9 protein-coding genes and 1 pseudogene are annotated in these 14007 nt (G+C 73.4%); 5 read left to right on the top strand and 5 right to left on the bottom strand.

Annotation, left to right across the window (positions count from 1 at the left end):
• The first annotated feature begins 26 nt into the window (after window positions 1-26).
• The 3 genes from ACIQ7M_RS22780 (at window position 27) to ACIQ7M_RS22770 (ending at window position 3881) form a co-directional block, all read left to right on the top strand.
• On the top strand, window positions 27-1451 hold the full coding sequence (locus ACIQ7M_RS22780; protein WP_403647117.1) for a serine/threonine-protein kinase: 1425 nt from the start codon (window positions 27-29) through the stop codon (window positions 1449-1451).
• A gap of 143 nt (window positions 1452-1594) precedes the next feature.
• Entirely contained in the window at window positions 1595-2365 is a 771-nt protein-coding gene (locus tag ACIQ7M_RS22775; RefSeq protein ID WP_403647114.1) for a DUF4232 domain-containing protein, read from the top strand.
• A 259-nt stretch (window positions 2366-2624) separates the two neighbouring features.
• Window positions 2625-3881: a hypothetical protein gene (locus ACIQ7M_RS22770; protein WP_403647111.1), complete on the top strand. Its 1257-nt coding sequence runs from the start codon at window positions 2625-2627 to the stop codon at window positions 3879-3881.
• A 65-nt stretch (window positions 3882-3946) separates the two neighbouring features.
• Here ACIQ7M_RS22770 and ACIQ7M_RS22765 read toward each other — a convergent pair whose 3' ends face one another.
• The 3 genes from ACIQ7M_RS22765 to ACIQ7M_RS22755 all read right to left on the bottom strand — a co-directional run bounded on the left by ACIQ7M_RS22765 (window position 3947) and on the right by ACIQ7M_RS22755 (window position 8546).
• Window positions 3947-6205, bottom strand: coding sequence for a ricin-type beta-trefoil lectin domain protein (locus ACIQ7M_RS22765; RefSeq protein ID WP_403647108.1), 2259 nt, complete (start codon window positions 6203-6205; stop codon window positions 3947-3949).
• A gap of 514 nt (window positions 6206-6719) precedes the next feature.
• Complete coding sequence (locus ACIQ7M_RS22760; protein WP_403647105.1) at window positions 6720-7688, bottom strand: aldo/keto reductase; 969 nt, start codon at window positions 7686-7688, stop codon at window positions 6720-6722.
• Window positions 7689-7772: 84 nt separating this feature from the next.
• Window positions 7773-8546 (bottom strand): nuclear transport factor 2 family protein, encoded by a 774-nt coding sequence (locus ACIQ7M_RS22755; RefSeq protein ID WP_403647102.1) that lies wholly within the window; start codon window positions 8544-8546, stop codon window positions 7773-7775.
• Between the two features lie 216 nt (window positions 8547-8762).
• On the opposite strand from ACIQ7M_RS22755, the pseudogene ACIQ7M_RS22750 reads away from it, so the two are divergent.
• Window positions 8763-9292 (top strand): annotated as a pseudogene (locus ACIQ7M_RS22750) (methylated-DNA--[protein]-cysteine S-methyltransferase).
• Between the two features lie 228 nt (window positions 9293-9520).
• Window positions 9521-11875, top strand: coding sequence for an ABC transporter (locus ACIQ7M_RS22745; RefSeq protein WP_403647099.1), 2355 nt, complete (start codon window positions 9521-9523; stop codon window positions 11873-11875).
• 168 nt (window positions 11876-12043) lie between these two features.
• Here ACIQ7M_RS22745 and ACIQ7M_RS22740 read toward each other — a convergent pair whose 3' ends face one another.
• Window positions 12044-12901: a lysophospholipid acyltransferase family protein gene (locus ACIQ7M_RS22740; RefSeq protein ID WP_403648175.1), complete on the bottom strand. Its 858-nt coding sequence runs from the start codon at window positions 12899-12901 to the stop codon at window positions 12044-12046.
• A 332-nt stretch (window positions 12902-13233) separates the two neighbouring features.
• Window positions 13234-14004 (bottom strand): GNAT family N-acetyltransferase, encoded by a 771-nt coding sequence (locus tag ACIQ7M_RS22735; RefSeq protein ID WP_403647096.1) that lies wholly within the window; start codon window positions 14002-14004, stop codon window positions 13234-13236.
• Window positions 14005-14007: the final 3 nt, after the last annotated feature.

Raw genomic sequence — 14007 nt, 5'->3', positions numbered from 1 at the left:
GACCAGAGGCCAGGCATGATAGTCGCATGCACTCGCTGGAGCGGATCGGCCGTTACCGCCTCGAACGGCGCCTGGGCGCGGGCGGTTTCGGCGTGGTCTGGCTCGCCCACGACGACGTTCTCGACGCGGCCGTCGCGGTCAAGGTGCTCACCGAGAACTGGGTCGACCGCCTGGACATCAGGGAACGCTTCCTCTCCGAGGCCCGACTGCTGCGCAAGGCCGACTCCAACAGGGTCGTCCAGGTCTACGACATCGGTGAACTGCCGGACGGCAGACCCTACTTCGTCATGGAGTACGCCGACGGGGGCACCCTCGCCGACCGGATCGACGCCGGGCCGCTGCCCGTCGCCGAGGCGCTGCGCCTGACGGCACGGGCGGCGCGGGCCGCCGCGGCGCTGCACGCGGCCGGGATCGTGCACCGCGACATCAAGCCGTCCAACGTGCTCCTGCGCACCACACCCGGCGGACCCGACCGGGTGCTGCTGGCCGACCTCGGCCTCGCCAAGAGTCTGGCCCAGGCCTCCGGACTCACAATCGCGGCGGGCTCGGCCGGCTACACCCCGCCCGAGCAGGCCAGGCCCGGATCCGGCATCGACGCGCGGGCCGACGTGTACAGCCTGGGCGCGCTCGGCCACCACCTCGTCACCGGTTCGGTCCCGGGCCCGCCGGGCGAGGTCGAACGCCCCGACCGGCTCCGTACGGACATCGGCCCCGACGTCGGACGGGCGCTGCTGCGCGCCCTGGAACCCGACCGGGAGCGGCGCTGGCCGAGCGCGGAAGCCTTCGCCGCGGAGCTCGAACGGCTGGCCGGGGCGGCCGAGGACGAAGGTGTCCCCACGTCCCGGCGGAACGGGCGGCCCCGGCCCCCCGGGCGACCCCTGCGACCCCGGCGCGCCACGATCCTCGCGGTGACCGGCGTCGCCGTGGCCTGCTCCGTCGGCGTCGGCGCCGTACTGCTGGAGCACGGGCCCGCCGCCGCGAGGACCCTCGCGGTCGAGGACGGCACGGGCCGGATCACGGTGGAGGTACCGGCCGCCTGGGGCGGTCAGGTACGCGACTCGGGATGGAATCCGCGATCGCTGGGACTCAAGGACGGCACGGAGCCCGGCCTCGTCGTCGCGAACCGACTGGCTCGCTGGCCGGACCTCCGCGCCGGTGTCGACGGGGCCTTCGTCGGCATCAGCGAACACGGCGACGTGACCGGCGCGGTCCGCGCCATCACGCACCCGGGCTGCCACTACGCCGGAAGCCACTCCTATGCCGGCGCGCGCTGGCACGGGCTGATACGGACCTGGGACGGCTGTCCCGGCGAGGACGGCCGCCTCACCGAGGCCGCGCTGACCGCGACGGGGACCGGCACTCGGTCCCAGGTGTACGTCCAGATCCGCCAGGAGAGCGGCGCCGACGACACGGCCGACGGTGTCATCGGCTCCGTACGCCTCAAGGCCTGATCCTGGACGCGCGGTCCCGCCGGAACCCGTCGGCGATCCCGCGAACTTTTCGGCCCTCGGACGCATCCAAGAGGAATGACGGGGCGCGACGCGCCTCGCGCATGTGCGATGAGCTCGTACGGAGATTCGCAAGGAGTGGTGACATGTCGACCTTCCCGCAACCGGCGGCGGACACGGACCGGACCGGCACGGGGTCCGCGCACCGCGCGACACCCGCGGCCCGGCGGGCCGCGCTGCTCGCGGGTGTCGCCCTGCTGAGCCTGCTGACCGCCTGCGGCAACGGCACCCCGCAGGGCTCGCCGAAGACTCTTCCCGGCACGGCCGGACCGGCGTCCGGCGGCACGAGCGCGAGCGCGAGCACGAATTCGACGGGGGGTTCCAGCGAGACGGCCGATCCGTCCACGAGCGCCGCCCCGTCGGAGAAGACGGGAACCGGGACAGGCGCGGGGACGGGGAGCGGATCCGCCTCGGCCTCCGCGGGGAGCGCCGCGGGCGGCGGGCGCTGCCACACCTCGGAACTGCGCGCCTCCGTCGGCCGCAACGACCCCGGAGCGGGTCAGGAGAACTTCCCGATCGTCCTGACGAACACGTCCAAGCGTGCCTGCACCGTGCGCGGATTCCCCGGCGCTGCCTTCGTCGACGCGTCCGGCAAGCAGCTCGGGCCCGACCCGCGGCGGTCCCCGGGCACACCCACGACCGTCGTGCTCGCGCCCGGGCACAGCGCGTGGTCCGGACTGACCTTCTCCAACCCGGAGATCAGCGGGGCGAACACGGCGACTCCCGCCTCGCTGATCGTCACACCGCCGGACGAGCGGGACCCGCTCACCGTGTCGTGGACCCAGGGCAAGGTGCCCGTGTCCGGCAACGCGTCGTCGGTCTCCCTGACGGTCGTCCGCCCCGGGAGCGCCCCCTGACCGTACGGCCGTACGCCCGGCCGTACGCCGGGCCTCGCGGCGCCGGGCAGGGGGCGCCCCTCTGCCGCGCCCCTCTGCCCACCAACCACCCCTCGCGCAGCGGGATTTGTCACAGAACGGCAACGTGTCCCGCTTCCTGCGACCCTTTCCGGAATTTCACGCATCCCACCGTTTGACGCACCCCGCGAGGGGTGGGTCGTTCTGACGAAGGCACCGGCCCCGCACCCGGGCCGGTGCCAAGAACATCGGGGGATGAGCGATGAGCGGTGTCTCACGCAGGCGACTACTGGCCGCGACGGCGTCGGCGGGCGCGCTGGGAGCCCTGGCGGCCTGCTCGGCGAGGGACTGGTCCGTGGGGAGCGGGGGCGACGGCCCGGCGCGGCTCCGGCCGGTCAAGCTGATCGGCGACGGGTCCACGGCGGACACCGGGGCCCAGCCCAGGCAGCCGAAGGCGAAGCGGCTGAAGCCCGGCGAACGGCCCCCTCAGTTCGTCGTCTTCTCCTGGGACGGCGCGGGCGAACTGAGCAACAAGCTGTTCTCCCGGTTCCGCAAGGTCGCCGCCGACCACGGGGCGTCGATGACGTTCTTCCTGAGCGGCATCTACACCCTGCCGGAGTCGAAGAAGCACCTGTACCACCCGCCGCGGCACCCCGTCGGCGCCTCCGCCATCGGTTATCTCTCCGACCGGCACATCCACGCGACCCTCCAGCAGATACGCGCGGCCTGGCTGGAGGGGCACGAGATCGGCACCCACTTCAACGGTCACTTCTGCGGCACGGACGGGGTCCGCCTCTGGTCGCCCGCCGAGTGGCGCAGCGAGATAGCGCAGGCGAAGAAGTTCGTCACCGAGTGGCGGACCAACACCGGCTTCACCGACCTGGAACCGCTCCCGTTCGACTACGAGAAGGAGCTGACCGGCGGTCGCACTCCCTGTCTGGAGGGTCAGGCGAATCTGCTGCCGACCGCCGCCGCGCTGGGCTGGAAGTACGACGCCAGTTCGCCCGGCGGACTCCAGATGTGGCCCGCCAAGGTACGGGGCGCCAAGATCTGGGACTTCCCGCTCCAGTCCATCCCGTTTCCCGGCCACTCCTTCCAAGTCCTGTCGATGGACTACAACCTGATGGCCAATCAGTCAGGCGCCAATCCGCTCGGGGACCGCACCCGGTACGACGCCTGGCGCGTCCAGGCCCGCGACAGCTACCTCGGCGGCTTCCGGCGCGCCTACGAGAGCAACAGGGCCCCGCTCTTCATCGGCAACCACTTCGAGCGCTGGAACGGCGGCATCTACATGGACGCCGTCGAGGAGGCGCTCTCCCGGATGGCGGCGCACGACGACGTCCGCATGGTCTCCTTCCGCCAGCTCGTCACCTGGCTGGAGGCCCAGGATCCCGCGGTCCTGCGGAAGTTGCGCACGCTCGAACCGGGGCAGTCACCGGTCGGCGGCTGGGACGAGTTCCTGGGAACGGCTGGTTCGACGGACTCGACCCCCGCTTCCTCCAGCGCCGCGGCATCCTGACGAACGCCCTTGAGGCGGGGACCGCCAGAGCCCGTCGCGTTCGGGGGATCGTGGAGCCCGTCGCGTCACCGGCGGCTTCCGTGGCCCCCTCCGCCGAGCGATCCGTACCCGCCGGAGCCGACGGAGCCGTAACCGCCGTCCCGGGGCGAGCCGTTGAGCCCGTCTCCCGGGCAGAAGGCGGACACCGAGGCGCAGGAGGTGTCGGACGGCTGCGCGGACGGCGTGGCCTGGCCGGGAGTCGCGGTCGTGGCGGTGGGCGTCCGGGTGCCGGCGGATGGTGTCGCGGAAGCGGACGGCCGCCCCGCGCCGGAGCCCTTCGCGTCACCGTCCGTGGAGTCCCAGTAGACGACTTCCAGTTGGAGCGAGGGCGACGAGGGTTCGAACGTCCAGTGCTGGACCGGCTCGTTCCCGCGGAGTTTGACGACGAGCGCCGACTCCCCCTTGGCCGCCGCCGGGACGAGGGCCAGATCCGGGTTCCAGCGCGGCACGAGCAGGCCCTGGAGGGTGAGGTCGTAGCGGACGTTCTTCGCCCCCGGCTGCGACGAGCCGGTACAGGGGGCGAGTTGGACGGAATAGCTCAGGTGCGAGTCCAGACAGAGACCGGAGTGGTCCGCGTCGCGCAGCAGTCCGTCCGTCCCGTACGACCATTCCGTCGCCGACTCCGAGGAGCACGGGACGAGCCGGGCCTCGGCACCGCTCGCCGGTGTCGTCCCGGCGAAGCCCACGCACCGGCCGGTCGCGGCATTGCGCAGCCGGCCGCGCACGGTGCCGTCCTTCGTCTCTCCGGTCCGGGCCCACGACGGGTCCGTGCTGCGGCTCGGCGCGTCGGCGGAGCGGCCGCCGTCGGCCGCGTCCTGCCGGCCGTCGGCATCGTTGTCGGACACCCACAGGACCAGCGGGATCATGATCAGCGCGCTGAGGGTCAGCACGGCGACGGTGACATTGCGGCGCCCCGGCGAACGCCTGGCCCCCCTGCGCTCGGCGGCTCTGCGGGAGGCACGGGTCCCGGCGCCCGCCGCGGAGCGGGAGCTGCCGGGTTCGGTGCCTGCCACGGAGCCGGAGATCCCGGTCTCGGCGCCTCCGGCCGCGCCGGTGGCGCGAGTCCCGCCGCCTCCCGCGGAACCGGAGGAGCGGGACCCGGCACCGGACCGGGACGCGCCCCGACGGCGGGAGGGCCGGTCGTCCCGACGCCTGGAGGACCGGTCGTCCGGACGGCCGAAGGACGGATCGTCCCGGCGGCGGAGGGACCGGTCGTCCCCGACGGGCACGGGGGCACCCGGTTCGGACGGACCGGCCGTCCCGAGTCCGGCCGCTTCAGGGCCCAGGGTCGGGTTGCCGGTGGACCGGCGGACGTCCGACCCGGTGGGCGGCGGAAAGCCCGGGGAGCCTGCGCCGTCGGCGCCGGGCAGGAACTCGACGATGTCGGCGCTCCCGAAGGCCGGACCTCCGTCGGTACCCGGCGCTCCCCCGGTGCGGCCCGCGTCTCCGTCGGCCCCGTCGCCGTGCGGCTCGTGGGCCGGGTGGGCGGCTGCCGCGGCCCGCGCCTGACGGGAGGCCACATAGGCGTGCGCGCCCCAGCCGAGCACCGCCTCGGCGAGCGGGACGGCGAGTTCGCCGTTGAACTGGCTCAACTGGTCGGCCGCGTAACGGCAGTGGCCGCACGCGTCCATGTGGTTCCGCAGGTCGGGGTCGAGGCCGAGACCGCCGCGCCGGAAGGACACGTCGAGCATGCGGTGGTAGCGGCGACACTCCTGGCTGGGGGCGAGTTCGTGGTGGATCTCCAGACAGCCCTGACGCAGGCGCTCCCTGGCCCGCTCCAGTTCGGTGACCGCGTCCTCGGGGAAGATGCCCAACAGGGCCGCGGGCACCTCCGGTTGTTCGCCTTCCACCTCTCCGTGCCACAGCAGGCAGCGGGCCGGCTCGGGCAGGCGCTGGAACGCCCGCGAGATCAGGCGCCTGTTCTCCGGGGGAAGCAGCCGTGCCGCCGCCCGGTCCGCGCGGTCCGCTTCGGCCAGGAGCCCGGGATCGAGCAGTTCGCGCCGCGGGTCCGTCAGCCACTCGGCGGCTATGCGGCGGACGGTGACGAGCAGCTGGGGGCGCCAGGCGGCGCTCGGTCCGCCCTGGTGCAGCGAATCCCCGAACAGACGCGTGAATGACGCGGTGGTGAGCATTCCGGCGGGACGTACACCGCCGGTGCACAGCCGCGCGTAAGAGAACACGGCCTCCCAGTGGCGGTCCAGGAGTTCCCCGACCGGATAGTTCGCGGTTGCGCCGCCCTGCCTCTTCAGCTCGGCCGCGAGCCGTTCATCCGACACCTCGAACACACGGTCGGGGTCAGACGAATGAGGCAGCGTTCCGTCATTCACGTCCGCTTTCCTTCCAAAGGCAGCGCGGCAAATAGTCCATACCAATGGGTATGTAGACCGCCCGTCGGAACCGGAGGGTCTGCCCACGAGGGCCGGCGTCACGAACGCCCACCTCCGGCAGCCCTTTCGGGCGAGAGGGAGCGGGCGCGCCGCACGCGTGCAGAACGAAGCCACTATTGTCTGCACGCCGACAACGCCCACCTTTGCACAGGGCGGCGAGCCGGAACAAGTGATCCCGGATTTTCTCCTAATACGGCCCGGCGGAGAATATTGACCAAATGTCAGCCGGGCCACGCCAAAAGAAATTCGGAAACCCCGCGGGTCTCCCTTCCGCCCGAAGTCTCCGCAATGGGAGCGCTCTCACGCGCTCATCCGAGCGTCATTCCGCACGTAATTCCTGGTCCGGCCCGAGTCGGCCGTCGCGGGCGCCGTCGGGTGCGACGCACGCCCGGCGACAACCGGCTCACCCATGTCAGTGACCGCTGATCGCCCTGGGCGTGTAGGGCTGTTCCAGCTCCTCGGTCTCCTTGTCCGAGAGCTCCACGTCGAGCGAGGCGACCGCGTCCTCGATGTGCGCCGCCTTGGTGGCGCCGACGATGGGCGCGGTCACGGTGTCGCGCCCCAGCAGCCAGGCGAGCGCGACCCTGGCGCGCGGCACCCCGCGCTCGGCGGCGATGCGCGAGACCGCCCGGGCGGTCTCGCGGTCGCCGTCCTGGTACAGGTTCCGGCCGAACGCGTCATCTCGGCTGCGTTCGGTGACCGTGTCCCAGTCACGGGTGAGCCGGCCTCGGGCGAGCGGGCTCCACGGCAGGACGCCGACACCCTGGTCCGCGCAGAGCGGCAGCATCTCGCGCTCCTCCTCGCGGTAGAGGAGGTTGTAGTGGTTCTGCATGGAGACGAAGCGGGTCCAGCCGTGCAGCGTGGCCGTGTACTGGGCCTTGGAGAACTCCCACGCGTACATCGAACTCGCGCCGATGTAACGGGCCTTGCCCGCCTTGACCACGTCGTGCAGCGCCTCCATCGTCTCCTCGACGGGGGTGCGGTGGTCGAAGCGGTGGATCTGGTAGAGGTCGATGTAGTCGGTGCCGAGGCGGCGCAGACTGTTGTCGATCTCCGTCATGATCGCCTTGCGGGACAGGCCACGGCCGTTGGGGCCCTCGTGCATCGCGCCGTTGACCTTGCTGGCGATGACGATCTCGTCGCGGCGCGCGAACGCGCCGAGCGCCCGCCCCACGATCTCCTCACTGGTGCCGTCCGAGTACACGTTGGCCGTGTCGAAGAAGGTGATCCCGGACTCCAGGGCCTGGCGGATCAGGGGGCGCGAGGCCTCCTCGTCGAGGGTCCAGGCGTGGACGCCCCGGTCGGGCAGGCCGAAACTCATGCAGCCAAGGCAGATCCGGGAGACGTCCAGACCCGTCGAACCGAGCTTCACGTACCGCATGCTCACTCCTGCTCTCGGTGCCGGTGGGGGTGGGGCGGGGAGATCCGAGAACAGAACCCTGCCCGCGGCACGGGCCCGGCAGCCCTACTCCACGGGTGCTTCCACGTCGTCGTACACCCGCGCCGACGCGATCAGGCCATCGGCGCCGCGAACGCAGACCGCGAGGCCCGGCTGCGGGGGCAGCTCGGCACCGCCCCAGCGGTCGACGACGTACTCGAACGCGCTGCTCTCGTCGTCCTCGATCACGGTGCACAGCGAGAGCGGAATGCCGCCGCCCGCGGAGAAGAGCGTGTCGTGGAGCCCGGTCAGCTCCTCGGTCCCGGTACACCGGTCCGTGTCGGCGGACGGCCCCCGGAAGGTCCCGTCCGGCGCGAAGGCGGCGACGGCCGCCGCGGTGTCCCCCGCGCCGAGGGCGGCCAGGTAGGCGCCCGCCACGCCGGAGGCGCGGGCCGACGGGTCCGGCGGCACCATCGGACGGCGCACGGCGTGCCGGCCGAGCAGCGGCAGGCGGGAGTGGTGGATCCGCACCGGGAGCGCGGAGGCGAGGTCCACCGCGACGGCCACGGGCAGTCCCACGCGCTCGCCCTCCGCACCCTCCAGATGGACGACCCACTCCCCCACGGCCCGCCCCTCGCCGAACGTGGTGGCGACCTCCTCGATCTCCGCCTTCCGTTCCGCCCTCCAGGTGTCCTGCACGGCCAGCCAGGCCGCCAGGACGGCGACGCCGCTGATCCGGCCGGCCTCCGGGTCGTCCAGGGCGACGGGTACGGTGGCCGTCGCCGGGTCGCGCAGGGCGTCGGCGAGCTCGGTGGCGCCGAGCCGGCCGACGAGGTCGGGGATCTGCGGGATCCAGACCATCAGGACTCCTGGGGCGTGCGGAGTGGTCGACTTCGATCGTGTGCCCGCTCCGGCCTTGGCGCGACCCCAGCGGGCCGCCCGACGCCGCCGAGCGCGTCCGTACGGCGTCGACGGGCCACCCCCTCAGCGCCGTGTCCGAATCCCGCCGGACGGAAGCCGGCACAGGGCGCACTGTTGAGGGTGAACACGCTGCGAGAACTCGGAAAGGACCGACCGATGACGGTCTACACGACCATGGACAGCCCGCTCGGCCGACTGCTGCTGGTGGGTGAGGAGTCGGCCACCGCCAAGGGCGGTACGGCGCTGGCCGCACCGCCAAGGGCGGTACGGCGCTGGCCGCGCTGTCCGTGCCGGACCAGAAGCGCGGCGCGGTCGTCCAGGACGGCTGGCACGAGGACCCGGCGGCGTTCCGGGAGATCGTCTCCCAGCTCGGTTCGTACTTCGACGGCCGGCTGACCGCCTTCGACATCGAGTACGTGACGAGCGGCAGCGACTTCCAGCGGCGCGTCTGGAAGGCCCTGGAGACCATCCCGTACGGCACCACGGTCAGCTACGGGGAGGTCGCCGCGCGGATCGGCGCGTCCAGGGCCGCGGTCCGCGCCGTCGGTACGGCGATCGGGGCCAACCCGCTGCTGATCGTCCGCCCCTGCCACCGCGTGATCGGCTCGACCGGGGCGCTCACCGGCTACGCCGGGGGCCTGGAACGCAAGAGGCAGCTCCTCGACCTGGAGAACGTGCCGTCCTGAGCGGGCAGGGGTGCGTCCGGGCCGGCGTGGGCGCGGCTCGACCGGCGCGGGCCCGTCCGGGCCCGTCCGTCCGGCCGGACGGCCTTGGCGGCCCTCCGGGTCCCGCCCCACGCGCCCGGGTAGCGGGACCGGGCGCGGCCTAGAATCGTGGGGTTTGCCCCTGCCCCCGCCGACGGCCGGGCCGCGACCCACGGACCGCGGTACGGGCCGCCCTCAGGAGTCCCGCCGATGCCCAGCCCCGACGGCCGCCCCCTCGACTCGCACGTCCGCGTCCGCGGCGCCCGGGAGCACAATCTGCGCGGTGTCGACGTCGACATCCCGCGGGACCTCCTCGTGGTGTTCACCGGTGTGTCCGGGTCCGGGAAGTCGACGCTGGCCTTCGGCACGATCTACGCGGAGGCGCAACGCCGGTACTTCGAGTCGGTCGCCCCGTACGCGCGGCGGCTGATCCATCAGGTGGGGGCGCCCAAGGTCGGGGAGATCACCGGGCTGCCGCCTGCGGTGTCCCTCCAGCAGCGCAGGTCGTCTCCCACGTCACGGTCCTCCGTGGGCACGGTCACCAATCTGTCCAACTCGCTGCGGATGCTGTTCTCGCGCGCGGGCCGGTATCCGGCGGGCGCCGAGCGGCTCGACTCCGACGCGTTCTCGCCGAACACGGCCGCCGGGGCGTGCCCCGAGTGCCACGGTCTCGGCCAGGTCCACCGTACGACGGAGGAGTCGCTGGTCCCCGATCCGGCGCTGTCGATCCGTGAGGGCGCGATCGCCGCCTGGCCGGGGGCCTGGCAGGGCAAGAACCTGCGGGACATCCTCGACACGCTCGGCCATGACGTGGACCGGCCCTGGCGCGAACTGCCCGCCGCGGAACGGGAGTGGATCCTGTTCACGGACGAGCAGCCGGTGGTCACCGTGCATCCGGTGCGCGAGGCCGAGCGGATCCAACGCCCTTACCAGGGCACCTACATGAGCGCCCGGCGCTATGTGATGAAGACCTTCTCCGACACGAAGAGCGCCACCCTGCGGGCCAAGGCGGAGCGCTTCCTCACCGCCGCTCCCTGCCCGGTGTGCGGCGGCAGCAGGCTGCGGCCCGAGGCACTGGCGGTGACGTTCGCGGGGCGGAGCATCGCCGAGCTGGCCGCGCTGCCGCTCGTCGAGCTCGCGAAGTCCCTCAGCGGCGACTCCGAGACCGCCCGCGTCCTGACCGAGGACCTCGCCTCCCGCATCGCGCCCGTCGTGGAACTCGGACTCGGCTACCTCAGCCTCGACCGGGCCACCCCCACGCTCTCGGCGGGCGAACTCCAACGGCTGCGGCTGGCCACGCAGTTGCGCTCCGGGCTGTTCGGCGTGGTGTACGTCCTCGACGAGCCGTCCGCCGGACTGCACCCCGCGGACACGGAGGCTCTGCTCACCGTGCTGGAACGGCTGAAGGCGGCGGGCAACTCGGTGTTCGTCGTGGAGCACCACTTCGACGTCGTGCGCGGCGCGGACTGGCTGGTCGACGTGGGACCGCTGGCCGGGGAGCACGGCGGGCGGGTCCTGCACAGCGGGCCGGTCGCCGCGCTGGAGGGGGTGCCGGAGTCGGCGACGGCACGTTTCCTCTTCGACCGCTCCCCCGCACCGGCGCGCCCGCCGCGCACGCCCCGGGGACAGGTGTCGGTCGGCCCGGTGACCCGGCACAATCTGCGCGGGGTCACCGCCGAGTTCCCGCTCGGGGTCTTCACCGCGGTCACCGGGGTCTCCGGTTCCGGGAAGTCCACGCTGATCGGCGAGTTGACCGAGGACCTGGCGGGTGTCGGACGGCTGGTCGGTGTCGACCAGAGACCCATCGGCCGTACGCCCCGCTCCAATCTCGCCACCTACACGGGGCTGTTCGACGTCGTGCGCAAGGTGTTCGCCGGGACGAAGGAGGCCACGGCGCGCGGCTACGGTGTGGGGCGGTTCTCCTTCAACGTGGCCGGAGGGCGCTGCGAGACCTGTCAGGGCGAGGGCTTCGTCAGCGTGGAGCTGCTGTTCCTGCCCAGCACCTACGCGCCGTGCCCGGACTGCGGCGGCGCGCGCTACAACCCCGAGACGCTCGAAGTGACGTACCGGGGACGGAACATCGCGCAGATCCTGGATCTCACGGTCGAGGCGGCGGCCCGGTTCTTCGCCGACACGGACACCCCGGCCGTCACGCGCAGTCTCGGCACCCTGCTCGACGTGGGCCTCGGCTATCTGCGGCTCGGCCAGCCCGCCACGGAGTTGTCGGGCGGCGAGGCCCAACGCATCAAGCTGGCGAGCGAGTTGCAGCGGATCCGGCGGGGGCACACCTTCTATCTCCTCGACGAGCCGACGACGGGACTGCATCCGGCCGATGTCGAGGTGCTGATGGGCCAGTTGCACGGGCTCGTGGACGCCGGTCACACCGTCGTGGTGGTGGAGCACGACATGACGGTGGTGGCGGGCGCCGACTGGGTGATCGACCTGGGCCCGGGCGGGGGTGACGAGGGAGGCCGGATCGTGGCCGCCGGACCACCCGGACAGGTGGCGACGGCGCCCGGCCGGACGGCGCCCTATCTCGCCCGCGCACTCGCCGGACACCGCTAGGGCCTGTCCGACAATTCCCGTCTGCCCGGCGCCCTTCGGACGATGACGCGAATGGTCAGACAGGCCCTGGGCCGGCGCCGCCTGGATTCGTCCCACCGGTGCGTTCGGCCGGCCCCGGTGGCGGAACCCCTGGGTCTCAAGGCCCCGCCCCGGACCACGGACCGGCCCTCAGAGATGCGCCCCGGAGCCCGAGCCGGGAGCGCCCGCGGCGGCCTGTGCCGCCTCGGCCAGGGAGCGGCGGTCGAGGTGGCCGTCCGCCGGGAGCGGGGGACACAGACCCACCTCGGCCACCAGACCGCGCGCCGACACCACGCGCCACAGGGAGGCGAGCAGCGAGTCCTCGCCGACGAACGCGGGCGCGGTGCTCACCGTCCCGTCGGCGCACCGGTACCGGATGCGCACCGGCTGGACCGGCACACCGGCGTCCAGCGCGGCCTGGAAGAGGGCTCTGCGGTAGCGGCCCCGGGCCCGGCCGCACCAGGTACTGCCCTCGGGGAACGCGGCGACGGCCGAGCCGCCGCGCAGGGTCTCGGCGATCCGGTCCACCGTGCCGGGCAGGGCGCGCAGCCGGTCGCGGTCGATGAAGAGCGTGCCGCCACGGGCGGCCAGCATGCCCAGCACGGGCCAGCCGCGCACCTCGGTCTTGGCGACCATCCGCGCCGGGCGGACGGCGGCGAGCAGCGGGATGTCCAGCCACGAGACGTGGTGGGCGACGATCAGCACTCCACCGGTGGGCCGGGCCGCCCCGGTGACGCGTGTCCGGACCCCGGCCGTGTGCACCACGGCCAGGCACCAGCGGCGGATCCACCTCTGGCGCGGTCGGTCCCGCAGCAGTCCGACGAGCGGGATCAGGGCGACCCCGAGGACGACCACGGCCAGCAGCGCGGCCAGCCGCAGGACGGCACGGGGCACGCCCGTCCAGGGCCGCGCGGACTCCACACAGTCGCGCGGCGAGCAGGGAGCGGTGGGCAGCCAGGCGCTGCCTCCCCGGACGGGTCCGGCGGCCGGCCGCCGGGGCGCCGGGATGGGACTGGTGGCCTGCGGCGGCGGCTCGCGGACGGGACGGGGGGCGGGCGCCGCCACCGGTGTGGGGGCCGGAACCGGAGCGGCGGGCTCGGCCGGAGCGGTCCCCTGGACCGGAGCCGGGGCAGCCGGAGCAGCCAGGGCCGGGGCCCGAGTGGCGGGTGTGGCCGGAGCGCGGACGGTATCGGCGGTCGGCTGCGGTGCGGGGATCGGGCCGGCGGCCGGCCGTCGCTGCGCCGGGACGGCTCCGGGGAGCAGTGCCGCTCCCGGCCCTCCGCCGATCCGGACACGGCGGAGGGCGGTGAGGCGCGGTGCTCCGGTGCGGGGCGTGCTCATCAGGCGGGGACGAGCGAGAGGAAGTGCCGCAGATAGCGCGGGTTGACCCGGCGCATCGACAGCAGCACGTACATGTCGGCGACCCCGAAGTCCGTGTCGTGCGCGGGCTCGCCGCACACCCAGGCGCCGAGGCGCAGATAGCCACGCAACAGCGGGGGCAGTTCGGTGCGGGCGGGGCGGGCGACGCCCTCGGGGCGCCAGGGCAGCAGCGGGCGGACGCGGAACTCCTCGGGGGACAGGTGCTTGGCCATGACCCGGTCCCAGGTGCCCGCGGCGAGGGTGCCGCCGTCGGCGAGCGGTATCGAGCAGCAGCCGGCGAGCCATTCGTGGCCGCCGTCGACCATGTAGCGGGCGATGCCGGCCCAGATCAGTCCGATGACCGCGCCGTCGCGGTGGTCGGGGTGGACGCAGGAGCGGCCGACCTCGACCAGGCCGGAGCGAATTCCGGCCAGCGGACCGAGGTCGAACTCGCTCTCGGAGTAGAGCCGTCCGGCGACCGCGGCGCGCTCGGGCGGCAGCAGCCGGTAGGTGCCGACGACCTGCCCCGATTCCGTGTCGCGGACCAGCAGGTGGTCGCAGTACGCGTCGAAGGCATCGATGTCGAGGCCCGGCTGCGGGGTGTTCAGGAGGGCGCCCATCTCCCCGGCGAAGACGTCGTGGCGGAGGCGTTGCGCTGCCCGGACATCGGCCTCGTCGCGGGCCAGGGCGACGGTGTAGCGGGTGGGGGCGACGGGCTCGGTCGGGCTGGCGAGGGTGGATACGCCGGTCATGGC

Source organism: Streptomyces sp. NPDC096324 (genome assembly GCF_044763015.1).
Taxonomy (GTDB): domain Bacteria; phylum Actinomycetota; class Actinomycetes; order Streptomycetales; family Streptomycetaceae; genus Streptomyces.
This window is presented reverse-complemented; position numbering and strand designations above follow the sequence as displayed.